This window comes from Actinomadura sp. NTSP31, from assembly GCF_041951385.1.
Lineage (GTDB): Bacteria > Actinomycetota > Actinomycetes > Streptosporangiales > Streptosporangiaceae > Spirillospora > Spirillospora napierensis.
On the sequence record NZ_JBGNUT010000008.1, the window covers coordinates 252,211 to 273,197 of the forward strand.

Here is a 20,987-nt window from a genome sequence, read left to right on the forward strand (position 1 = left end):
CGAGGGAGAACAGAATGAACCGCGAAGAGCGCTACCAGCACGGGATGAAGGTTCTGGAGCAGGTCGACGGGGAGGCCGGCCAGCGCGTCGTCGACTCGCTCGCCGACGTCTCGCCCGAGCTGGGCCACCAGATCGTCGCGTGGGCGTTCGGCGACATGTACGACCGGCCCGAGCTGCCCCCCCGCGACCGCCAGCTCGTCACGCTGGGCGTGCTCGCGGCGCTGGGCGGGGCCGAGATCGAACTGGAGGTGCACATCAACGCCGCACTGAACGTCGGCCTGACCGCCACGGAGGTCGCCGAGGCGCTGCTGCACACCTCCGTCTACGCGGGCGTGCCCCGCTCGCTCAACGCCACGCTCGTCGCCAAGAAGGTGTTCGGCGAGCGCGGCCTGCTCCCCATCTCGAACCTGTCGTGACCGCCGGCGGGGCGGGTGCGGGGGTCAGGTGAGCGCCGGTTCCGGGACGCGGGCGGCGGACGCCTGCCCGGCGCGGGCGCGCCGGGCACCGAGCACGATGAGGACGGCCCCGAGCACGGTCCAGCCGGCCAGCACCGCGAGCGGGCGGACGGCGCCGGCGCCGTCGAAGAACGCGACCGAGCGCAGCAGGGTCGCGCTCGCGCCGGGCGGGAGGTACTGGCCGATCTCGCCCCACGGTCGCGGCAGCAGCTCGGGGGCCGAGGTCGCGGCGGACAGCGGGTTGCCGACCAGCAGGAAGGCGATGGCGCCGAGGCCGAGCCCGGCCCGTCCGACGGCGGCGGCCAGGCCGGCGACGGTGCCGGTGACGGCGGCGATGGTGAACGCCATGACGCCGGCGATGGCGAGGTACGGGCCGGGCAGCAGCGACATCCAGCCCTGCGCGATGGCCGCCGAGCCGAGCCCGCCGAGCAGCGCGAACAGCAGCACGCCGGCGGCGCGCCAGGCCACCCGGCGGACCGCGAAGGTCAGGAAGGCGGCCGCGGCGATCGACGACATGATCAGCGGGAGCGCCATGCCGCCGAACCCGGTGCCGCGCGGGTCGTCGGGGTCGGCGGCGACGACGTCCTGGACCGCGGGCATCGCGTTCGCCGCCGCGTCCCGCTTCGGCGCGAACTGCTGGGCCAGGGCGTCGAGCTGCTGCGCGACCGCCGGGGAGGCGGCGGAGGCGGTGAGCACCCGCGTTCCGGACGGCGTGGCGATGATCGCGCCGTAGGCGTCGCGGTCGGTGAGGGCCCTGCGCGCGGACGCCTCGTCCGGGCGGGTCGTGATGGCGAAGGCGCCGGGCCGGGCGTCCGCCAGCCGTTCGGCGACGGCGCCGGCCGCCGGTCCGGCGACGACGACGGGCAGGCGGCGCGGCGCGAGGTGGGCGGACGGCCACGCGAAGGGGATGATCATGACGATCTGCAGCAGTGCCGCGCCGATGGCGACGCCCAGGGCGCGCACGGCGGGAGAGGACTTCATGGCCGCCTCCTCAACAAAAGCGAATGTCCGTTCTTTTATATGCCGCCAGCGTCGCACCGGGCCGAACGGCTTGTCAAGAAACGAACGTCCGTTTTAGATTGGGGGCATGCCACGGGTCAGCGAGGAGCACCTCGAACGCCGGCGCCGCCAGATCCTGGACGCCTCGCGCCGGTGCTTCGTCCGCAAGGGCGTCCACGAGACGTCCATGCAGGACATCTTCACCGAGTCCGGGCTGTCGGCCGGGGCCGTCTACCGGTACTTCAAGAGCAAGAACGAGATCGTCGCCGCCAACCTGATGGCCGTGGTCGGCGACCTGCAGGCGTTCCTGACCCGCCTCACCACCGGCGACCGGCTGCTCCCGCTCGACGAGATCCTCGAGTCGCTCGCCGACGAGCTCACCGGCCTGTCGGGCGAGGACGGGCCGGTGCGGCTCGCCCCGCAGGCCTGGGCCCTCGCCATGTACGACCCCGACCTCGCCGAGCACCTCACCCGGTCGTTCGCCGGGCTGCGCGAGATCTGGAGCGGCTACCTGCGGCGGCTCGTCGACGAGGGGCGGCTGCCGCCCGGCACCGACGTGGGAGCCGCGAGCAAGACCCTCTTCGCGATCATGCCCGGATACCTGCTGCAGCGGCTCCTGATCGACGACGTCACGCCGCGGGACCTGAAGCTCGGCATCAGGGCGCTCGCCAACGGCGCCCTCGTCGCCCCGCCGGCCTGACCCCGCCGCGGCGGGGCCGGCGGCCGGCGGCGGCGGTCAGGAGAGGTCGGTGATCTCTGCGGGGCGCTGGCCGGTGACCAGGTAGACGACGTTCTCCGCGACGTGGACGGCGTGGTCGGCGAAGCGCTCGAAGTAGCGGCCGGCGAGGGTGATGTCGACGGCCGGCTCGACGCCGTGCTTCCACTTGGGGGACAGCAGGATGTCGAACAGCCGGCGGTGCAGGCGGTCCATCTGGTCGTCGTCGGCGTCGAGCTCGAGACCCATCTCGACGTCCTGGGACGCGATCACGCTGCCCGTCTTGGCGATCATCCGCTCGGCGATCTGCCCCATCTCCAGGACGGTGGCCTGGAGCTCGGGCGGCACGGCCGTCTCGGGGTGGCGGCGGCGGGCGGTCTTGGCGATGTGCACCGCGAGGTCGCCCATCCGCTCCAGGTCGCCGCTCATCCGCAGCGCGGTGATCAGGGTGCGCAGGTCGCCGGCGACCGGCTGCTGCCGGGCCATCAGGTCGAAGACCGTCTCCTCGATCTCATTGTCGATCTTGTTGACCTGCTCGTCCCCGCTGATGACCTCCTCCGACAGCCGCAGGTCCGCGTCCAGCAGCGCGGTGACCGCGCGGGCCATCGCGGAGCGGACGAGCCGGGTCATCTCCACCAGCTTGTCGGAGAGGGAGTCGAGCTCCTCGTGATACGCGTCACGCAATTGGGATTCCTCGGGGCAAAGAGGGGCAAGAGTGGCAATCCGGGCGGACTCGCCCACGCAACAGCCTGCCCCACCAGCATGAACCGGCGCGTATAAGAAGGTGAACTTTCGGGGAACGAGACCCCGTTCGAGCAGGCCACCGGGCGGCAACGCTCGCAACGCCGCTTACGATCCGTGGTGTGGAGGTCGAAATCGTCGCGAGCCTGACCGGGCTTGCCGGGCTCGCGATCGGGCTCGCTACTGGATTGGCGGTGCGCGTGAGCGAGCGAGCCCAGCGGACGGCGTCCCCGGCGGCGCCGGCCGGAGGCGTGCCACCGGGGGTCGCCTCGGTGCTCAGCGTGCTGAGGTCCTCGGCCGTCGTCGTGGACGCCGAGGACCGGGTGCTGCGGGCCAGCTCCGCCGCCCGCGCGTTCGGCATGGTCAGCGGCGAGCGCCTGGTCGTGGACGAGCTGCTGGCGATGGCCCGGCTCGTCCGCCGCGACGGCGAGATCCGGGAGACCGAGATCCAGGTCGGGGAGACCCGCCGGCGCGGCCGGGCCGAGGGACGCTGGTTCGCGGTGCGGGTCGCGCCGCTCGGCTCGCACGGGCTCGTCCTCGTGCTCGCCGAGGACCTCACCGAGATGCGCCGCACCGAGGCCATCCGCCGCGACTTCGTCGCCAACGTCAGCCACGAGCTGAAGACCCCGGTCGGCGCGCTGTCGCTGCTCGCCGAGACCGTCGAGGGCGCCGCCGACGACCCGGAGGCCGTCCGCCGCTTTGCCGGGCGCATGCAGTACGAGTCCGTCCGGCTGACCAACCTCGTCCAGGACCTGATGACCCTGTCGCGGATCCAGGGCGACGAGCCCCTGCCCGAGCTGGTCCCCGTCCGGCTGGACGAGATCACCGCCGAGGCCATCGACCGCTGCCAGATCAAGGCGGCCAGCAAGGACATCGAGCTGGCCGCCGGCGGGCAGGAGGGCCTGCGGGTGCGCGGCGACGAGGAGCTGCTGATCACCGCGCTGCGCAACCTGATCGACAACGCCGTCGCCTACAGCCCCGAGCACACCCGGGTCGTCGTGTCGGCCCGCCGGTGCGAGGACCGGTACGTCGAGGTGAACGTCACCGACCAGGGGATCGGCATCCCGGAGACGGAGATCGAGCGCATCTTCGAGCGGTTCTACCGGGTCGACCCGGCCCGGTCGCGGCAGACCGGCGGCACCGGCCTCGGACTGGCCATCGTCAAGCACGTCACCACCAAGCACGGCGGAGAGGTGACGGTGTGGAGCAAGGAGGGGTCCGGTTCGACGTTCACGCTCCGGCTCCCCCTGCTCGACCCGCCCGTGCCCGCAGTGAGGCCCGTCGGAAGGGCCGCAATGGAAACCGCCCGGGAGGCAACACCGTGACCCGCGTGCTCGTCGTTGAAGACGAGGAGTCGTTCAGCGACGCACTGTCCTACAACCTGCGCAAGGAGGGCTTCGAGGTGGCCGTCGCGGCCACCGGCCCCGACGCGCTCGACATCTTCGAGCGCAACGGTGCCGACCTCGTGCTGCTCGACCTGATGCTGCCCGGCCTGCCCGGCACCGAGGTGTGCCGGGAGCTGCGGACGAGGTCCAGCGTCCCGGTGATCATGCTGACGGCCAAGGACAGCGAGGTCGACAAGGTCGTCGGCCTCGAACTCGGCGCCGACGACTACGTCACCAAGCCGTTCTCCACCCGGGAGCTGATCGCCCGGATGCGGGCCGTGCTGCGCCGCCAGGGCGAGGTCGAGGAGCTGGCCCCCGCCACGCTCGAGGCCGGCCCGGTCCGGATGGACGTGGAACGGCACGTGGTCAGCGTCGCCGGCGAGGCCGTCCAGCTCCCGCTGAAGGAGTTCGAGCTGCTGGAGGTGCTGCTGCGCAACGCGGGCCGCGTCCTGACCCGCATGCAGCTGATCGACCGCGTGTGGGGCGCCGACTACGTCGGGGACACCAAGACCCTGGACGTCCACATCAAGCGGCTCCGCGCCAAGATCGAGGCGACCCCGTCCACACCGCGCTACATCGTCACCGTCCGCGGCCTGGGCTACAAGTTCGAGCCCTAAGAATCCGAGACAGCCGTCGCAAAAGGAACGGCCCGTACGGCGAGTGCCGTACGGGCCGTTCCTTTTTGTTCAGTGCCTCACTGGGAGGGGGAGATGGACGGCGTCGGCGACTCGCCGTTCTCACCGGAGCCGCCCGACACGTTCGGCGTCGGGGTCGCGCCGCCGCTCGGCGTCGCGGCACCGCCCGGGGACGGCTCGGCCGCGGCCGGGTAGGTCACGTACTCGCCCTGCTGCGGGATGACCGGGACCTCGACCTGGATCGACCCGGCCTGCTCGAACTGCAGCGTCACCTTGAGGTGCTCGCCGCCGTACAGCTGCTGGGACAGCCCGGTCAGCACCACGAGCGGGCCCGTCCCGCCGGCCGGCGCCGGCACGTTCGGGGTCTGCTGCGGCGCCGACGGCGTGTTGCTGGACTCCTGCGAGGGGTTCCCGCTCGGCGCCTCACCGGTGCCCGTCGGGGCGGGCGTCACGGGCGAGCCGGTCGCGCTCGGCGTCGCGGACGCGCCGGGCGACTTCTTCCCCTTCTTGGTGGTCGGCGTCGCGCTCGGCCCGGTGCCCGGCGCGGTCGTCTGCCCGACCAGCTTGACCGCGCCGCCCTCGCCGGACGGCGCGGCCGGCGGGATCACCACGCCGCCGCCGGCGATCTTCACCTGGGAGAACGCGGGCGAGGCGACGGACACGAGCTTGTCGGGCCGGCCCTTCACCTGGTTGATGATCGTCGCGTACAGCGGCGCGGCGGCGCCCTGCGCCAGCGTCTGGCCCGGCTTCGGGCCGAGCACGAACAGGTTGCGGATGTCGATCTGCGCCGCCGCCGGCTTGTTCTTCGGGAGCGACGCGTTGACGCCCTCCGTCAGCTGGGTGGGAGCGGAGGTCTGAGGTTCCTCGCCGGCGCCGCAGCCGGAGATCACCGGTGCGATCGCGACGGCGCCCGCGACGGCGAGCGCGACCACTCGACGGCTGTTTCGGATCACGGCGTCGGTCTCCTCGCGAAAAAAGGCGTTGGACGTTTCGAGAGCGGCGTGAGATACGCCAGGGGAAGCGTAGCGAGGTCCGGGTCCGAGGCCCGATCCGGGGTGGTGACACGCCGGAACTTGTCAGCCGTATCCCAGTGACTTGACCTTCTGGGAGAGGTCCGGGCCGGGAGTGGGGGCGTTCACGACCTCCTTGACGATGCCGTCCGGCTGGACGAACACGGCGGTCAGCCCGGCCGCCGGCGAGCCCGGGGCGGGGGCGTAGGCGCCAGCCAGCAGGGCTTTGCCGTCCTGGAGGACCAGCGGCGTCCCGTCGTGGGCCGTGCCCGCGCACGCCTTCAGCTCCTTGAGCGGGACGGGCTCCCGGCCGGCCGCCCCGCGCGGGTCGGCGACCAGCAGGAACTTGATCCCGTACTCGTGCGTCCGGCCCGCGAGCGCGGCGACGACGTCCTGGCACCGGTAGCCCGGCGGCACGATGCCGAACACCGCCGGGCGCAGGTCGCGCAGGTTCCGGGCGCTCTTGTGGCCGTTCACCTCGTCCACCGGGCCGACCGGGAGCAGGCCGCCGATCGCGCCCGGCGCCGCGGTCGGGTGCGGGGCCAGCGGGACGCCCTTCGGACGCGGCGCCGGGCGCGGCCCGAACGCCGTCATCAGCGCGCCGCTGATCAGCGCGACCAGCAGCGCCCCGGCGATGATCGGGATGGCGACGCCGAACCGGGTGACCGGGCGGAACAGCCGCCGCACCCGCCTGCGGCGGCGCCGCCGGCGCTCCTCGCGGCGGTAGGCGAGGACGTCCCGGTCGAGTTCGCGGGCGTCGTCCGGCACGACGACGTCCACATGAGGGAGCCCGTAGTCATCGGGATCCGGGTCGCCGTCCGGCCTCACGCCGCACCTCCTCGCCGTCGCTCCGCCGGCACCGCCTCGCCGCCCGCCACCGGCCCGCCCCCCGGGGCGGCGGCCCCTGGGCTCCAGGAGGTGGTTCGGTCCCGTTTCGGTCCCGTCCGGGCGCTTCGTACCCGCCCGGGGCGGCATGTTCACCTCCAGTATGGGGCGCGTCCGCCCGATCGGCGGCGGCGACGCTTGTATCCCGGGGGCCGTTGGCGGTAAGGGGGCGCAGGTGGAGGCAGGTGGTGCGGCGGTCACGCAGAGTGGGCGGAACAGGTGCCAGATGCACCATTAAAGAGCTTTGTCAATACCCCAATAAGGGGGTTGACCTGCGCATATGTACCCAAGGTCGGTTCGGCCACGCCGGTTTCCGTGCTATCCTGGTTCTAGCGGAAGGGGTACTTGTCACATGACTTTCCAGGTCGGCGACACCGTCGTCTACCCCCACCATGGGGCTGCTCGGATCGAGGCCATCGAGACTCGCACCATCAAAGGTGAGGAAAAGACCTATCTGGTCTTGAAGGTCGACAAGGGCGACCTGACAGTGCAGGTCCCGGTCGAGAACGTCGAGGACGTGGGCGTCCGGGACGTCGTCGGCCAGGAGGGTCTGGAGAAGGTGTTCGAGGTGCTGCGCGCACCCTACACCGAAGAGCCCACCAACTGGTCGCGCCGGTACAAGGCGAACCTTGAGAAGCTCGCCTCCGGCGACGTGAACAAGGTGGCCGAGGTCGTCCGCGACCTCTGGCGGCGCGACAAGGAGCGCGGCCTGTCGGCGGGCGAGAAGCGGATGCTCGCCAAGGCGCGCCAGATCCTGGTCAGCGAGCTCGCGCTCGCCGAGAAGACCAACGAGGACAAGGCCGAGGCCCTGCTCGACGAGGTCCTGGCCAGCTGAGTTGAGCGCACGGATTCCACGGGTGGGCGTCGGCACCGACGTCCACCCGTTCTCGTCGTCCCCGCGCCCGCTCTGGGTCGCGGGTCTCGAATGGCCCGGCGAGGGCCACGGCCTGACCGGCCACTCCGACGGCGACGTCGCCGCGCACGCCGCCTGCGACGCGCTGCTGTCGGCCTGCGGCCTCGGCGACCTCGGCGCCGTCTTCGGCACCGCCGACCCGCGCTGGGCCGGCGCGTCCGGCACCGACCTGCTGCGCGAGGTCGCCCGGCTGGCCGGCGACGCCGGCTTCACCATCGGCAACGTCGCCGTCCAGGTCGTCGGCAACCGGCCCAAGATCGGCAAGCGCCGCGCCGAGGCCGAGAAGGTGCTCGGCGAGGCGCTGGGCGGCGCTCCGGTGAGCGTCTCCGCCACCACCACCGACGGCCTCGGCCTCACCGGCCGCGGCGAGGGCCTCGCCGCCGTCGCGACCGCTCTGGTCCTGCCTCCCGCCTGATCCACCCCACCCCAGCGCCGCGCCGCATAGCGGGCGTCTCGGGGCCTATGGTGCGCGGCGGCGAGTGATCGCGGCGAAGATGCGGGTGAGCGCCGTCCGGGCTGGCTAGGGTCGCCTTGAAGGCCCACCCCGCAAGGCGCTCACCCCGGAACGAGAGTCATGCCATCTGATCCCACGCGGCCCGGCGGCCCCCGCTACAGCCCGGCCCAGCGGCGGCTGCTCACCGCGACCGCCGGCCTCGTCGTCGCCGCGCTGGCGGCCGGCGCCTACGTGCTGACCTACCCCGTGCTCCGCGAACTCGCGCTGGCCGGGCGGGCGAGTCACCGGTGGGCGCCGGTCTATCCCGTGATGGCCGACGCGCTCACCGCCATGACGATCCTGGCGCTGGTCGTCGCCCGCAACGCCCGCTGGTGGACACGGCTGCTCCGCTGGGCCCTGCTGCTGCTCCTGCTGGCCGGAGCCGCCGCTGCCGCCGTCCAGCACGCGGTGTGGGGGTTCGGGTCGCTGCCCCGCACCCCCGTCCGCGCGGGCGTCGCCGTGGCGCCGCATGTGCTGCTGGTGATCGCCGTATGGCTGTGGCTGACGATGATCAAGCAGATCCGGGTGGCCCGGCCCGCCGACGGTGAGCCCGAGCCCGTCGAGACGCAGCGCGGCCACGTCCGGGTGCTCCCGGCCCTGGAACCGCCCGCCGCGCTGGACGCGCCCGCCGGCGACGGCTCCCGGTACGCCGACGAGCGCGAGCCCGTGCGCCCGCTGGACCTGCTGCCGGTCTCCGGCCCGGACCACGACTTCGAGCCCGGGACCGTCCACGACCGCGAACCGGCTCACGAGTACGAGACGGCCGGGGAGGCCGAATACGCGGCGGTACGCGAGTACGGGGCCGCGGACGAGCACGGCTACGAAGAGGCGGCCGTGCCCGTGGCCGCCCGCGAGGGCGGGCACGACGGCGGATACGACGACGAGGACTACGGCGACGAGGAGGAGAGGGCGCAGGAGGCCGGATACGACACGGAGCGCGGGGACGGGCACGACGACGGGGACGGGCACGACGAGGACGAGGACTACGGCGTCGAGTACGCGGAGGAGTTCGACCGGGAGCCGTCCCCTCCGCTCGATCCGCTGCCCGCGCCCCGGCCGGCGCCGGCGCTGCTCGCCACCGACGTGGAACTGGTCAGGAGCCGCGACGCCGGCGGGCCCGAGCCGCTCGATCACGCCCGGACCACCCGTCCCGACATCGTCATGCCGGGACACGAGGACGAGGCCGACCCGTCCGACGCGGGGGAGCACGACGGCCCGCCCGCCGACCGGGCCGAGGACCCCGACGCGGGCGGCGACGGCGACGCGCCGCCGATTCCGCGTGTCCCGCGCCCGTCGCCCAGCCCGGAAGACGAGTCGGAGCCGGGCGAGGGCCGCATCTGGGACTGGAACCCGCCGCCGTCCGGCAACTTCCGCAGCGGCCCGATCCCGCCCGCCGAGTAGGCCCCGAGCGGGCGGATCCGGCGCGGCTCGGGCCGGTCAGAATTGGGCACTGCGGGGAAGATACGTCTGCATGACGACGGTTTCGTGGGTTGAGGTCGACGAGGACGACGGCTTCGGTATCGAGAACCTGCCGTACGGCGTGTTCTCGCGTCCCGGGGAGATGCCGCGCGTGGGCGTGGCGATCGGGGCGTACGTCCTCGACCTCGCGGGGTTGTCGGCCGCCGGGCTGGTGGAGGACCGGCACTACTTCGCGTCCGGCTCGCTGAACGCCTTCATGGTGGCCGGACGGGCCGCCTGGCAGGCCAACCGCGCCCGGCTCACCGAGCTGCTGACCGGCGAGGCGCACCGGGACCAGGTCCTGCCGCACCTGATCCCGGTCGCGGACGTGGAGCTGCTCCGGCCGATCGAGGTCGCCGACTACGTGGACTTCTACTCCTCCGAGCACCACGCCTCCAACGTGGGCCGGATCTTCCGCCCCGAGGCGGAACCGCTCAAGCCCAACTGGAAGCGGCTGCCGGTCGGCTACCACGGGCGCGCGGGCACGGTTTACCCGACGGGGACCCCGATCGTCCGGCCGTCCGGGCAGCGCATGACCGGTCCGGGCGAGCCCGAGCCGTCGTACGGGCCGTCGCTCCGGCTGGACTTCGAGGCGGAGGTCGGGTTCGTCACCGGCGTGCCGTCCGTGGCGGGACGCGGGGTGCCGACGGCCGCCTTCCGCGATCACGTGTTCGGGTTCCTGCTGGTCAACGACTGGAGCGCGCGGGACTTGCAGGCATGGGAGTCGCAGCCGCTCGGGCCGTTCCTGAGCAAGTCGTTCGCGACGTCGATCTCCTCGTGGGTGGTGCCGGTCGCCGCGCTGGAGCACGCCCGGCTGGCCCCGCCCGCCCAGGATCCGGAGCCGCTCGGCTACCTGCGCTGCGACGAGCCGTGGGGCCTCGACCTGCGGCTGGAGGTCCTGATCAACGGGCACGTCGTCGCGGAGCCGCCGTTCGCCGGGATGTACTGGACGGCGCCGCAGCAGCTCGCGCACGCCACGGTCAACGGGGCGCCGCTGCGGACCGGCGACCTGTTCGCGTCCGGGACGGTGTCGGGCCCCGAGCGCGGGCAGCGCGGCTGCCTGCTGGAACTCGCGTGGAACGGCCGCGAGCCGGTGGCGCTGGGCGACGGGACGGAACGGACGTTCCTGGAGGACGGCGACACGGTGACGATCCGCGCGAAGGCCCCGGGCGCGTCCGGCTCGGTCATCTCCCTGGGCGAGGTCGTCGGGACGGTGCATCCGCCGCTGCCCTGACGGCGCGGGTTATCCACAGAACGATGTTCTGCTTCCGTCGGTGGCGGGCGGCCGCCAACATGGAGCCGTCGGGCCCGCTGGAGCCTGGCACGGCAGGGGTGAAGACGTACGGTAAGGGGACGAAGGCGTCCCCGATGGGAGGCGGCGATGCCGCACTGCAGGGCCGTGGGCCAGACCCCACGCAGACGTCACACGCGGTACGCCGATCGCCCGCCCGGCATCCCGCGCGCAGATCGGCCGCACGTCCCGCAGCGCCCTCGCCGGACGACGTCCAGAACCCGCCCGACCTGGCCCCACCCCGCTCCCGGCCGGGGTCTGGGTCGCTTTCACCGTGGGGTGGGACGTCCCGGCCTAGGTTCGGGTACGAGCCGCTGGTCAGCGGGAGGGTGATGGCTGAGCCACCTGCGATCGGCGAGTTGGTCCGGACCTTCGACGGGCGGCCGGCCCGGCGCCGCGCGCTCACCTGGCTGGCCGCGCTCGCCACGGCCGTGGTCCTGCTGGTTCCGGCCGCCGTTGCGGCCTTCCTCACCGGGCGCGCGTGGCTCGGCGCACCGCTCACCGTCATCGCGATGGGGTGCGCGGCGGCGGCCGGCTGGATCGCGGGGTGGAGCACCGTGTGGAAACGCGCTCAGGTGGTCCACCTCTTCACCGGCGGCCTGATCGTGGCCCCGGCCCCTCGCCCGAACGGCGGTCCGCGTGACAACGCTGTCGCACGAGACCGCCGCGCCTGGCAGGCGGACGGCGGGGCCTGGGGTGGTGAGGATGCACGCGGTGCCGGCGGCGATGCGGGGGTGTTCGTGTGGGACGACCTGGCCTCGGTGACCGTGTCCGGTGTCCAGACGGGAGCCGGCCCTCCGGCGCCGCCGGGCCGGGCCGCCGCCACGACCCGGGTGGGCGTTTCCGGGGCGGGCGGCGGGACCCGATGGCGGTTCACGGTCGTGGCGTCGGACGGACGCGTGCTGCGCTTCGGCGACGAGTTGCCGGGCGTGCGGACGCTCGGCGAGACGGTCGCCGCCGAGGTGACGCGCCGCGCGGTGCCCCGGCTCCTCGCGTCGGTGAAGGCGGGCGAGCCCGTGCGGCTGGGGCCGTTCACCGTCGACCTCGACGGCGTCGAGAAGGACGGGCAGCGGCTCCCATGGCCGGCCGTCCGCGAGGTCGGGATCGGCGGCGGGCTGGTGACCGTGCACGGCTACGGCGGCCACCCCGACCTGGCCGCGATCGCCGGTCACATGCCGGACGCGCTGCCCTTCACCCTGCTCTGCGACCAGATCAGGAAAATGCTCGGCCCCGTCTAGGGCGCGCACCGGGGGCGTTTTTCGGTGGGGTTGGAGATTTCTTCGGGGAGGATGTCGAGGAACCGGCCGCGGCTCCGATCACCGGGTGACGCGCGGCCACCGAGGGCCGCACCGAGACCCGCGCGCCGGCCGTGCGAGGCCGCCGCGGGAAGAGGAGACACCGTGAAGTACATGCTGCTGATCTTCAACCGGCCCGGGTTCGTCGAGGAGTTGACCGAGCAGGAGCGGCAGCGGCTGTTCGGCGAGGTCGACGAGATCATGAAGGAGATCACCGAGCGGGGCGAGCTGGTGGTGACCGAGGCGCTCGCCGACCCGTCCACCACCCGGGTCGTCCGGGAGCGGGACGGGCTGCCCGCGGTGACCGACGGCCCGTTCGTGGAGGCCAAGGAGCACCTCGCCGGCTACCTCACCGTCGACTGCGAGAGCCTCGAGCGGGCCGTGGAGATCGCCTCGCGCTGGCCCGACGTCCGGTTCGGCGGGCGGATGGAGGTCCGTCCCGTCATGCACCACGCCGGGAGCGAGATGTGACCCTCGCCGTCGCGGTCGAGGACCTGCTGCGCGAGCTCGCGCCGCAGGTCCTCGGGACCCTCGTCCGCCGGCACGGCGCGTTCGACCAGTGCGAGGACGCCGTCCAGGAGGCGCTGCTGGCCGCGGCCGTCCAGTGGCCGGGGGAGGGCGTCCCGCAGAACCCGCGCGGCTGGCTGCTGACCGTCGCGACGCGCCGGCTCACCGACCAGTGGCGCAGCGACCGCGCGCGCCGCGACCGGGAGGCCGCCGTCGCGCTGCGGGAGGCGCCGGCGGACGAGGACGGCCCCGGGGAGGACCGGCCCGGCGACCGCGACGACACGCTGACCCTGCTGTTCCTGTGCTGCCATCCCGCGCTGACGCCGTCCTCGCAGGTCGCGCTCACCCTCCGCGCGGTCGGCGGGCTGGGCACCGCGCAGATCGCGCGGGCGTTCCTGGTGCCGGAGGCGACGATGGCGCAGCGGATCAGCCGGGCCAAGCAGCGGATCAGGGCGGCCGGCGCCCGGTTCGCGCCGCCGCCGCCGGCCGAGCGCGACGAGCGGCTCCGCGCCGTCCTGCACGTGCTGTACCTGGTCTTCAACGAGGGGTACACCGCCTCCAGCGGCCCCGACCTGCAGCGCGCCGACCTGACCGCCGAGGCGATCCGGCTGGCCCGGGCGGTGCACGGCCTGCTGCCCGGGGACGGCGAGGTCACCGGGCTGCTCGCCCTCATGCTCCTGACCGACGCCCGGCGCCCCGCCCGCACCGGCCGCGACGGCCTGCTCGTCCCGCTCACCGAGCAGGACCGGACGCGGTGGGACGCCGCGTCCATCGCCGAGGGCACCCGGCTGATCACCGACGCCCTCACCTGGTCGCCGCCCGGCCCGTACCAGGTGCAGGCCGCGATCGCCGCCGTCCATGCGGAGGCCGCGCGCCCCGAGGACACCGACTGGCCGCAGATCCTCGGCCTCTACCGGTTGCTGTCGCACCTGGCGCCGAACCCCGTGGTCACGCTGAACGAGGCCGTCGCGCTCGCGATGGTGCACGGTCCGCGGGCCGGCCTGGACCTGCTGCGGACGCTGGACGGCGACGAGCGCCTGTCCGAGCACCACCGGTTGGCGGCCGTCCGGGCCCACCTGCTGGAACGCGCGGGCGACACGGCCGCCGCCCGTGACGCCTACCGGGAGGCCGCCCGCGGCACCACGAGCCTCCCCGAACAGCGCTACCTCGAAGCCCGCATCGCACGACTCGACGGAGAAGACCACGATGGAAACGACGACGCGAACCCTTGACGTCCCCGGCGCCTCCCTGCACTACGAGGTGCGCGGCTCCGGTCCCGTCCTGCTGCTGATCTGCGGCGGGATCTACGACGCCGCCGGGTACGCCGGCCTCGCGGCGCTGCTCGCCGACCGGTACACGGTCGTCACCTACGACCGGCGCGGCAACTCGCGCAGCCCCCTCGCCGGCCCGCCGGAGCCCCAGGACGTCTCCGTCCACGCCGACGACGCGTCCCGGCTGCTCGCCGAGGTGGCGGGCGCGCCCGCCTTCGTCTTCGGGAACAGCTCGGGTGCGCTGATCGCCCTCGAACTGGCGGTGCGGCACCCGGAGCAGGTCCGCGCGGTCGTGGCGCACGAGCCGCCGCTGCTCGGGCTGCTGCCGGACGCCGATCACTGGGAGTCGGTCATCTCGGACGTCGAGCAGGCCTACCGGGACGGCGGTGCCGGCCCGGCGATGGGTGTGTTCGGCGCCGCCATGGGCATGTCCGGCGGCGACGACTCCCCAGACGCGGCCGAGCCCGCCGAGCCCGCTGAGTCGCCGAGCCCTGAGATGCTGGAGATGTTCGCGCGCTTCGAGAAGAACACCGGCTTCTTCATCGGCTACGAGGTGCCCTCCTTCGGCCGGCATGCCCTCGACCTCGACGAACTGCGCGCGGCGCCCGTCGAGATCGTCGTGGCGGTCGGTGAGAGGTCCGCCGGCGAGCCGCCCCACCGGGCCGGCCTCGCCCTGGCCGAGCGCCTCGGACGGCCCGCCGAGACCTACCCCGGCGACCACGGCGGCTTCGGCGCCGAGGCCCCGGCGTTCGCCGCCAACCTGAGCAGGACCTTCACCACCCCCTGAGTCCGCCCGGCCGCCGCGCGCCGCCCCGCCCCATCGGCCTCGTACGCGGTGAGGCGGCGGGGCGCGGGTGTGCGAGAGCCCACGCGGGCGGGCGTCGATCCAATAACCTGGAGCCGTGAGTCTGCGCCTTTACGACACCGGTACCCGTAGCGTCCGTGCGTTCGAGCCCCTGGAAGAGGGCCGCGTGGGGATGTACGTGTGTGGTGCGACGCCGCAGGCCTCGCCGCACATCGGGCATCTGCGGTCCGGTGTCATCTACGACGTGCTGCTGCGGTGGCTGCGCAGGTCCGGCTACCAGGTGACGTTCGCGCGGAACGTCACCGACGTCGACGACAAGATCATCGCGGTGGCGGCGGCACGCGGCGTGCCGTGGTTCGCGATCGCCGAGGGCAACCAGCGGGTCTTCACGCAGGGCTACGACCTGCTCGGATGCCTGCCGCCGACGATCGAGCCGCGCGCCACCGGGCACGTCCCGGAGATGATCGTGCTGATCCGCCGGCTGATCGAGAAGGGGCACGCCTACACCGCGGCCGGCGACGTGTACTTCGACGTGAAGTCGTGGGCGGACCACTACGGCGAGCTGTCCAACCAGCGGCTGGAGAACATGCGGCCGACCGGCGACACCCCGAACGAGGACGCCAAGCGCGATCCGCGCGACTTCGCGCTGTGGAAGGGCGCCAAGCCGGGCGAGCCGTCCTGGGAGACGCCCTGGGGCGACGGGCGGCCCGGCTGGCACCTGGAGTGCTCGGCGATGGCGACCAAGTACCTCGGGTCCGCCTTCGACATCCACGGCGGCGGCGTCGACCTGATCTTCCCGCACCACGAGAACGAGATCGCCCAGTCGCGCGCGGCGGGCGACGGGTTCGCGCGGTACTGGCTGCACAACGGCCTGCTGACCGTGGACGGCGAGAAGATGAGCAAGTCGGTCGGGAACGTGGTGCTGCTGCCCGACCTGCTCGGGAAGGCCCGTCCGGCGGAGATCCGCTACTACCTGGCCTCCGCGCACTACCGGTCGCTGATGGACTACACCGACGCCGCGCTGGCGGAGGCGGTCTCGGCCTACCAGCGCATCGAGGGGTTCGTGACGCGGGCGAGCGAGGTCGTGGGCGCGGTGGAGCCGGCGGCCTCGGTGCCGGCGGCGTTCGCGTCCGCGATGGACGACGACCTCGGCGTCCCGCAGGCCCTCGCCACGCTGCACGAGACCGTCCGGGAGGGCAACAGCGCGCTCGCGGCCGGCGACGAGGGCGCGGTCCGCGGGCAGCTGGCGTCCGTCCGGGCGATGGCGGACGTGCTGGGCCTCGACCCGCTGTCGGAGCAGTGGAGCCAGGCGGTCGGCGACGACCTGCGCCCCGTCGTGGACGCCTTGGTCGCGGTGGCCCTGGAGCAGCGGCAGGCGGCGCGGGCCCGCAAGGACTACGCGTCCGCCGACGCCATCCGCGACGGCCTCGCCGACGCCGGGATCATCGTCGAGGACACCCCGCACGGCGCCCGCTGGGAGCTCAAGCGCGACTAGCCGGGCGTGCGCGGTGTGCCAGGCGCGATGCGCGATGTGCATGGCGCATCGCGCGGTAAAATTGAATGTTCGCGGGCGTCCGCATGTGCGCCGCCCCGGAGATCTCAGCCGCCCGATCAGCCGCGAGGGCGCGCACGCAATCGTCGCGAGGGGCGTACCGAACAATGGCCAAGAGCAAGGGCAAGGGACCGACCCCCAAGGCCGAGGACCGGCACTGGCACGGCAAGCGCCAGAAGGCGCGCGCCGTCAAGAACTCCAGGCGGACCGGCACGCCGACGACGGGTCCGGGCAGCCGCGGCCGGGCGGCCGAGGGCGGCCGGCCGGCCGCGACGGGACGCCCGGCCGGGGCGCGCCGGGCGAACGGTGACGTCCCCGAGCTGGTCACCGGCCGGAACCCGGTCGTGGAGGCGCTGCGCGCGGGGGTTCCCGGCAGCACGCTGTACGTGTCGTCGGGGACGGACGACCGGGTCCGCGAGTCGATCCAGATCGCCGCCGACCGCGGCATCCCGCTGCTGGAGACCGGTACGAGGGAGCTGGACCGGCTGACCGACGGGGCCGTCCACCAGGGCATCGCGCTGCAGGTCAAGCCGTACCGGTACGCGCACCCCGACGACCTGCTCACCGGGACGGCGCCGCTGATCGTCGCGGTGGACGGGATCACCGACCCGCGCAACCTCGGCGCGATCGTCCGGTCCGCGGCGGCGTTCGGCGCGACCGGCCTGGTGGTGCCCGAGCGGCGCGCCGCCGGGGTGAACGCGGGCGCGTGGAAGTCGTCCGCGGGGACGCTCGCGACGGTCCCGGTGGCGCAGGCCACGAACCTGACGCGGCAGCTCAAGGCGTACCAGAAGGCCGGCTGCTTCGTCGCGGGCCTGGACGCCGCCGGCGGCGTCACCGTCGCCGACCTGGAGATCGCGGGCGGACCGTTCGTGCTGGTCGTGGGCTCGGAGGGCAAGGGGCTCGGGCGCCTGGTCGCCGACACCTGCGACATGCTCGTGACGATCCCGATGCCGGGCAAGGCCGAGTCGCTGAACGCCGGGGTGGCCGCCGGGATCGCGCTGTACGAGATCAGCCGCCTGCGGTCCTGACGGCGCGACCTGCGTCCGGGTCACTCTTCCGGGCGCAGGGCGAGGCGTCTCCGCCCGAGGAACGCGATCTCGGTCTCGTCCCCGGTGCGCGTGATCGCTTCGGTGTAGGCCGCGGCGGCCTCCGCGTCGCGGCCCGACCGCCGCAGCAGATCGGCACGGATCGCATGAAACAGGTAATAGCGGCCTAGGTCGAGCCCGTCGACCAGCGCGAGCGCGGCGTCCACACCCTCCACCTCGGCCACCGCCACGGCCCGGTTCAGCGCCACCACCGGGCTCGGCGCCACCGCCATGAGCTGGTCGTACAGCGCGAGCACCTGCCACCAGTCCGTCGGCGGACGGCTGTGCACCGCGTTGATCGCCGCCTGGATCTGGTACGGACCGGGACGGTTGCGCCGCAGGCACCACCGCACCAGCTCCCGGCCCTCCTCCGCCATCGCCTCGTCCCACAGCCCCGGATCCTGATCGGCGAGCAGCACCAGCTCCCCGCCGCGCACCCGGGCCGCCCGCCGCGACTCCACCAGCAGCATCAGCGCCAGCAGCCCGCGGACCTCCGGCCCGTCCGGCACCAGCTCCAGCAGCACCCGGCCCAGCCGGATCGCCTCCGCCGCCGGCCCCTCCCGCCGGTACCCCTCGTTGAACACCAGGTAGATCACCGCGAGGACGCCCGCCAGCCGCTCCGGCAGATCCTCCGCGTCCGGCACCCGGTACGGGATCCGCGCCTCGCGGATCTTCGCCTTCGCCCGCACCAGCCGCTGCGCCATCGTCGTCTCCGGTACCAGGAACGCCCGCGCGACCTCCGCCGTCGACAGCCCGCCCACCATCCGCAGCGTCAACGCGACCCGCGCCGCCATCCCGAGCGCCGGATGGCAGCACGTGAACAGCAGCCGCAACCGGTCGTCGTCCATCGCGGACGCCTCGGCCGCCGGCCCCTCCAGCAGCGCCGCCTGCGCGTGCTTGCCCGCCCGCGCGCCCTCCCGCCGCAGCCGGTCGACCGCCCGGTTCCGCGCCGTCGTGATGATCCACCCCGCCGGGCTGGGCGGCGGCCCGTCCACCGGCCACCGCCGCACCGCCTCGGCGAACGCGTCCTGCACGGCCTCCTCCGCGACGTCCAGATCTCCGACCGCCCGGACCAGCACCGCCACCGCGCGCCCGTGCTCCGCCCGGAACGCCCGCTCGACGTCGTCAGCACTCACCCTCGAAGGGTCGCACCTCCACCGGCAGCCCCGTCACCCTCGAATACCGCCCGGCCCACCACAGCGCCTCGTCATGGGTCTCCATCTTGACGATCGTGAGGCCGCCGATGTGCTCCTTGCCCTCGGTGTACGGCCCGTCCGTCGCGATCACGTCCTCGCCCTCGAGCCGCACCACCGCGCTCTCCCCGGGCCCGCGCAGCGGGCACCCGAACACCCACGCCTCCGAGAGCTCCAGCTCCCGCCGGATCTCCGCGAGCTGCGCCATCACCTTCTCCAGCTCCTCCGGCGGAGGCTTCTCGCCCACGGGCTGGATGATGTTGAACACGTACCGCTTCATGCGTCCTCCCCTTCCCCATAGGTCCCGATGACGACCCCGGTCGTCGTCGGGACGGAGTCCACGAGCCCCGGCCGCGCCGGCGACCGCACGAGCTCCCCGCTGCCGATCACCGCCGGCCCCTCCTCCCGCTCCTCGATCGCCGCGACCGCCCCCGCGTCGTCCACGAGCACCGAGTTCGCCCACGGCAGCGGTCGAGCGTCACATGCTCCACCACCGTCAACTTCCCCACGAGCCGATCTCCTCACCTGCGGCCGACCTCTCGCCCCCTACACGAACGCCCTCCCCCCAAAACGACACCGAACCCCCGAAACCTCGCCCTGCCGGCTTCGCGTCGGTGCCGGGGAACCACGGCCCCTGCTCTGGCGGCTTCGTGACACCACCCTCACCAAGGTGAACGCCAGGTAAACGCCCCACGTCACAGAACCGCCGCCAGAGGACGAGCCCCCCGCCACGGAACGTCCAGAGAGCAAGGGAGCCCTCATGCGCACCATCGCCATCGCCGTCCTCGCCGGTGCCGCCATCCTCGGCCTGGCCGCCTGCGACCCCGCCGCCGGCACCACCCCCGAGACGCAGACCAGCACGAAGGCCGCCGGCAAGACGTCCGGCAAGCCGAAGACCGTGCCGATCAAACTGGTCGCCAAGCGCGCCCACGCCTCCAAGTCCGTCCTGTCGGACGGCGGCGCCCTGTCGTGCGTGAAGGTGACGGTCACCAACCAGACCAGGAAGTCCCTGGAGGTGAACCCGCTGTACTTCAGCATCACCGACGCCAAGGGCGTCAAGCATTCCGTGGACGAGGCGATGGGCGAGTACGACGGCGAGATCGACGCGACCACCCTCGCTCCACGCGAGAAGGCGGTTGGGCTGGTGTGCGGAAAGGGCACATTTGTCCCGAAGACCCTCGCGATGACCAACCCGCTTTTCAGCGAGGCCGCTCGCGCCGAAGTCGCCTGACGCAGAAACGATCACGCCCTTGACGGGCCATGAACAACGACACGGGGGAGAGACCCATGCCACGCATCATCCTCACCGCGGTCGTCGTCGCTGCGACCGTCGCACTCACCGCCTGCGGACCGGCCACGTCCACCGCCGCCGCCCCGGCCAAGACCGTCACCGTCACCCCGACACCGTCGGACACCGTGACGCCCGGCTCCAAAGCCGCACCCGCGCCGGTCAAGACCAGAACCGAGCCCGTCCGGATCCGCGTCCCGAACGTCGTCGGCCACAACCATCAACAGGCCCAGAACGAGATGCAAGCGCACGGCCTGTACATGCTCGCGGAGAAGGACGCGACGGGTCAGGGCCGACTGCTCCTCTGGGACCGGAACTGGGTCGTGGTTCGCCAGACCCCACGCGCCGGAACCCTCGTGAAGCCAACGGCCACGATCACCCTCTACTCAAAGAAGATCGGCGAATAGCACGGCCAACAGCCCCAGAGGCCCCCTGCGCCCACCGCAGGGGGCCTCTGGCGCGTGGCCGGAAGGTGCCAGACACCCCGAGGGACGTCAACGGGGCGCGAGCGGCGAACGTCTCAGGTGCACTGTCCACTCGATCCCGGCAGCGGGAGGCCCAAAGCGTGTACCCGCCACCACCCCAAATGCCGCCGCCGCGTCAGCAGCACCACATCCCCACCGGCGGCGTGATCGTGCTCATAGTGTTGTTCCTGCTGTTCGGTATCTGGATCGGCGCCAGCGCCAAGGGATCGGACAACGACTCTCCGACGACATCCGCTGCGGCGCCGAGCCCGATCCCTTCCACGGTGACTATGACGATCACCGAGTACGAGGACGCCACCCCACCGTCACAGACGCCCACGAAGGCGAAGCCCCGGCCGAAGCCGCACCCAACGAAGGAAGCGCCGGCGGCACCGAAGACAGACCCCCGCTACGGGACCTGCACAGAAGCGAAAGCCCAGGGGTACGGACCGTACGTCGAGGGCGTGGACCCCGAGTACTCCTGGTACATCGACCGAGACCACGACGGCACCGTCTGCGAGTAACACCCCGAGGACAGCCGCGCTGA

Annotated in this window: 24 protein-coding genes; 17 read left to right on the forward strand and 7 right to left on the reverse strand. The window is 73.2% G+C overall.

The features are described 5' to 3' along the window. Positions 1-14: 14 nt before the first annotated feature. Entirely contained in the window at positions 15-416 is a 402-nt protein-coding gene (locus tag ACA514_RS16480) for a carboxymuconolactone decarboxylase family protein (RefSeq protein WP_375041999.1), read from the forward strand. Between the two features lie 24 nt (positions 417-440). Here the strand turns inward: ACA514_RS16480 and ACA514_RS16485 are convergent, their stop codons facing one another. Beyond that, a complete protein-coding gene (locus ACA514_RS16485) occupies positions 441-1,436 on the reverse strand; it encodes a hypothetical protein (protein ID WP_375042000.1) in 996 nt (331 codons plus the stop codon). Positions 1,437-1,542: 106 nt separating this feature from the next. On the opposite strand from ACA514_RS16485, the gene ACA514_RS16490 reads away from it, so the two are divergent. Then, on the forward strand, positions 1,543-2,154 hold the full coding sequence (locus tag ACA514_RS16490; RefSeq protein WP_375042001.1) for a TetR/AcrR family transcriptional regulator: 612 nt from the start codon (positions 1,543-1,545) through the stop codon (positions 2,152-2,154). Between the two features lie 36 nt (positions 2,155-2,190). Here the strand turns inward: ACA514_RS16490 and phoU are convergent, their stop codons facing one another. Then, positions 2,191-2,853 (reverse strand): phosphate signaling complex protein PhoU, encoded by a 663-nt coding sequence (phoU, locus tag ACA514_RS16495; RefSeq protein WP_375042002.1) that lies wholly within the window; start codon positions 2,851-2,853, stop codon positions 2,191-2,193. Positions 2,854-3,032: 179 nt separating this feature from the next. On the opposite strand from phoU, the gene ACA514_RS16500 reads away from it, so the two are divergent. Both ACA514_RS16500 and ACA514_RS16505 read left to right on the forward strand, forming a co-directional pair. Continuing rightward, entirely contained in the window at positions 3,033-4,235 is a 1,203-nt protein-coding gene (locus ACA514_RS16500; protein WP_375042003.1) for a sensor histidine kinase, read from the forward strand. Continuing rightward, the gene (locus ACA514_RS16505; RefSeq protein WP_375042004.1) at positions 4,232-4,912 is read left to right on the forward strand and encodes a winged helix-turn-helix domain-containing protein; all 681 of its coding nucleotides are present in this window, start codon (positions 4,232-4,234) and stop codon (positions 4,910-4,912) included. Before ACA514_RS16500 ends, ACA514_RS16505 begins: the two co-directional genes overlap by 4 nt. A 77-nt stretch (positions 4,913-4,989) precedes the next feature. Here ACA514_RS16505 and ACA514_RS16510 read toward each other — a convergent pair whose 3' ends face one another. Together ACA514_RS16510 and ACA514_RS16515 are read right to left on the reverse strand one after the other, a co-directional pair. Continuing rightward, positions 4,990-5,883, reverse strand: coding sequence for a hypothetical protein (locus ACA514_RS16510; protein ID WP_375042005.1), 894 nt, complete (start codon positions 5,881-5,883; stop codon positions 4,990-4,992). A 123-nt stretch (positions 5,884-6,006) separates the two neighbouring features. Beyond that, positions 6,007-6,768 (reverse strand): hypothetical protein, encoded by a 762-nt coding sequence (locus tag ACA514_RS16515; RefSeq protein WP_375042006.1) that lies wholly within the window; start codon positions 6,766-6,768, stop codon positions 6,007-6,009. Between the two features lie 409 nt (positions 6,769-7,177). On the opposite strand from ACA514_RS16515, the gene ACA514_RS16520 reads away from it, so the two are divergent. The 10 genes from ACA514_RS16520 (at position 7,178) to rlmB (ending at position 17,438) form a co-directional block, all read left to right on the forward strand. Further along, positions 7,178-7,660 (forward strand): CarD family transcriptional regulator, encoded by a 483-nt coding sequence (locus tag ACA514_RS16520; protein WP_067459337.1) that lies wholly within the window; start codon positions 7,178-7,180, stop codon positions 7,658-7,660. A gap of 22 nt (positions 7,661-7,682) precedes the next feature. Continuing rightward, the gene (ispF, locus tag ACA514_RS16525; RefSeq protein WP_375042007.1) at positions 7,683-8,153 is read left to right on the forward strand and encodes a 2-C-methyl-D-erythritol 2,4-cyclodiphosphate synthase; all 471 of its coding nucleotides are present in this window, start codon (positions 7,683-7,685) and stop codon (positions 8,151-8,153) included. Positions 8,154-8,312: 159 nt separating this feature from the next. Further along, positions 8,313-9,632, forward strand: coding sequence for a hypothetical protein (locus ACA514_RS16530; protein WP_375042008.1), 1,320 nt, complete (start codon positions 8,313-8,315; stop codon positions 9,630-9,632). A gap of 70 nt (positions 9,633-9,702) precedes the next feature. Further along, complete coding sequence (gene fahA, locus ACA514_RS16535) at positions 9,703-10,923, forward strand: fumarylacetoacetase (RefSeq protein WP_375042009.1); 1,221 nt, start codon at positions 9,703-9,705, stop codon at positions 10,921-10,923. Positions 10,924-11,312: 389 nt separating this feature from the next. Beyond that, positions 11,313-12,218 carry a DUF6585 family protein gene (locus ACA514_RS16540; RefSeq protein ID WP_375042010.1) on the forward strand — a complete coding sequence of 302 codons (906 nt, stop codon included), beginning with the start codon at positions 11,313-11,315 and terminating at the stop codon, positions 12,216-12,218. A 171-nt stretch (positions 12,219-12,389) separates the two neighbouring features. Beyond that, positions 12,390-12,746 (forward strand): YciI family protein, encoded by a 357-nt coding sequence (locus tag ACA514_RS16545; RefSeq protein WP_375042087.1) that lies wholly within the window; start codon positions 12,390-12,392, stop codon positions 12,744-12,746. Next, positions 12,743-14,014, forward strand: coding sequence for an RNA polymerase sigma factor (locus ACA514_RS16550; protein WP_375042011.1), 1,272 nt, complete (start codon positions 12,743-12,745; stop codon positions 14,012-14,014). The genes ACA514_RS16545 and ACA514_RS16550 overlap by 4 nt, the downstream gene beginning before the upstream one ends. Next, positions 13,989-14,840, forward strand: coding sequence for an alpha/beta fold hydrolase (locus ACA514_RS16555; protein ID WP_375042012.1), 852 nt, complete (start codon positions 13,989-13,991; stop codon positions 14,838-14,840). Before ACA514_RS16550 ends, ACA514_RS16555 begins: the two co-directional genes overlap by 26 nt. A gap of 115 nt (positions 14,841-14,955) precedes the next feature. Beyond that, on the forward strand, positions 14,956-16,353 hold the full coding sequence (cysS, locus tag ACA514_RS16560; RefSeq protein ID WP_375042013.1) for a cysteine--tRNA ligase: 1,398 nt from the start codon (positions 14,956-14,958) through the stop codon (positions 16,351-16,353). A gap of 164 nt (positions 16,354-16,517) precedes the next feature. Next, positions 16,518-17,438 (forward strand): 23S rRNA (guanosine(2251)-2'-O)-methyltransferase RlmB, encoded by a 921-nt coding sequence (gene rlmB, locus ACA514_RS16565; RefSeq protein WP_375042014.1) that lies wholly within the window; start codon positions 16,518-16,520, stop codon positions 17,436-17,438. 20 nt (positions 17,439-17,458) lie between these two features. On the opposite strand, the gene ACA514_RS16570 is transcribed toward rlmB, so the two are convergent. From ACA514_RS16570 to ACA514_RS16580, 3 genes are read right to left on the reverse strand one after another with little or no spacing between them, the layout of a single operon-like run. Further along, positions 17,459-18,631, reverse strand: coding sequence for an RNA polymerase sigma factor (locus ACA514_RS16570; RefSeq protein WP_375042015.1), 1,173 nt, complete (start codon positions 18,629-18,631; stop codon positions 17,459-17,461). Then, positions 18,621-18,968 (reverse strand): YciI family protein, encoded by a 348-nt coding sequence (locus ACA514_RS16575; RefSeq protein WP_375042016.1) that lies wholly within the window; start codon positions 18,966-18,968, stop codon positions 18,621-18,623. The genes ACA514_RS16570 and ACA514_RS16575 overlap by 11 nt, the downstream gene beginning before the upstream one ends. Beyond that, on the reverse strand, positions 18,965-19,138 hold the full coding sequence (locus tag ACA514_RS16580) for a hypothetical protein (protein WP_375042017.1): 174 nt from the start codon (positions 19,136-19,138) through the stop codon (positions 18,965-18,967). The genes ACA514_RS16575 and ACA514_RS16580 overlap by 4 nt, the downstream gene beginning before the upstream one ends. Before the next feature lie 310 nt (positions 19,139-19,448). On the opposite strand from ACA514_RS16580, the gene ACA514_RS16585 reads away from it, so the two are divergent. The 3 genes from ACA514_RS16585 to ACA514_RS16595 all read left to right on the forward strand — a co-directional run bounded on the left by ACA514_RS16585 (position 19,449) and on the right by ACA514_RS16595 (position 20,964). Continuing rightward, complete coding sequence (locus ACA514_RS16585) at positions 19,449-19,919, forward strand: DUF4352 domain-containing protein (protein ID WP_375042018.1); 471 nt, start codon at positions 19,449-19,451, stop codon at positions 19,917-19,919. A 56-nt stretch (positions 19,920-19,975) separates the two neighbouring features. After that, positions 19,976-20,383 carry a PASTA domain-containing protein gene (locus ACA514_RS16590; protein ID WP_375042019.1) on the forward strand — a complete coding sequence of 136 codons (408 nt, stop codon included), beginning with the start codon at positions 19,976-19,978 and terminating at the stop codon, positions 20,381-20,383. 221 nt (positions 20,384-20,604) lie between these two features. Further along, positions 20,605-20,964 carry an excalibur calcium-binding domain-containing protein gene (locus tag ACA514_RS16595; protein WP_375042020.1) on the forward strand — a complete coding sequence of 120 codons (360 nt, stop codon included), beginning with the start codon at positions 20,605-20,607 and terminating at the stop codon, positions 20,962-20,964. Positions 20,965-20,987 lie beyond the last annotated feature (23 nt).

Coding starts and splice junctions, on each gene's coding strand:
- ACA514_RS16480 (WP_375041999.1), top strand. CDS start 15: ATGAACCGCGAAGAGCGCTACCAGCACGGGATGAAGGTTCTGGAGCAG.
- ACA514_RS16485 (WP_375042000.1), bottom strand. CDS start 1,436: ATGAAGTCCTCTCCCGCCGTGCGCGCCCTGGGCGTCGCCATCGGCGCG.
- ACA514_RS16490 (WP_375042001.1), top strand. CDS start 1,543: ATGCCACGGGTCAGCGAGGAGCACCTCGAACGCCGGCGCCGCCAGATC.
- ACA514_RS16520 (WP_067459337.1), top strand. CDS start 7,178: ATGACTTTCCAGGTCGGCGACACCGTCGTCTACCCCCACCATGGGGCT.
- ACA514_RS16530 (WP_375042008.1), top strand. CDS start 8,313: ATGCCATCTGATCCCACGCGGCCCGGCGGCCCCCGCTACAGCCCGGCC.
- fahA (WP_375042009.1), top strand. CDS start 9,703: ATGACGACGGTTTCGTGGGTTGAGGTCGACGAGGACGACGGCTTCGGT.
- ACA514_RS16540 (WP_375042010.1), top strand. CDS start 11,313: ATGGCTGAGCCACCTGCGATCGGCGAGTTGGTCCGGACCTTCGACGGG.
- ACA514_RS16545 (WP_375042087.1), top strand. CDS start 12,390: ATGCTGCTGATCTTCAACCGGCCCGGGTTCGTCGAGGAGTTGACCGAG.
- ACA514_RS16555 (WP_375042012.1), top strand. CDS start 13,989: ATGGAAACGACGACGCGAACCCTTGACGTCCCCGGCGCCTCCCTGCAC.
- rlmB (WP_375042014.1), top strand. CDS start 16,518: ATGGCCAAGAGCAAGGGCAAGGGACCGACCCCCAAGGCCGAGGACCGG.
- ACA514_RS16575 (WP_375042016.1), bottom strand. CDS start 18,968: ATGAAGCGGTACGTGTTCAACATCATCCAGCCCGTGGGCGAGAAGCCT.
- ACA514_RS16585 (WP_375042018.1), top strand. CDS start 19,449: ATGCGCACCATCGCCATCGCCGTCCTCGCCGGTGCCGCCATCCTCGGC.
- ACA514_RS16590 (WP_375042019.1), top strand. CDS start 19,976: ATGCCACGCATCATCCTCACCGCGGTCGTCGTCGCTGCGACCGTCGCA.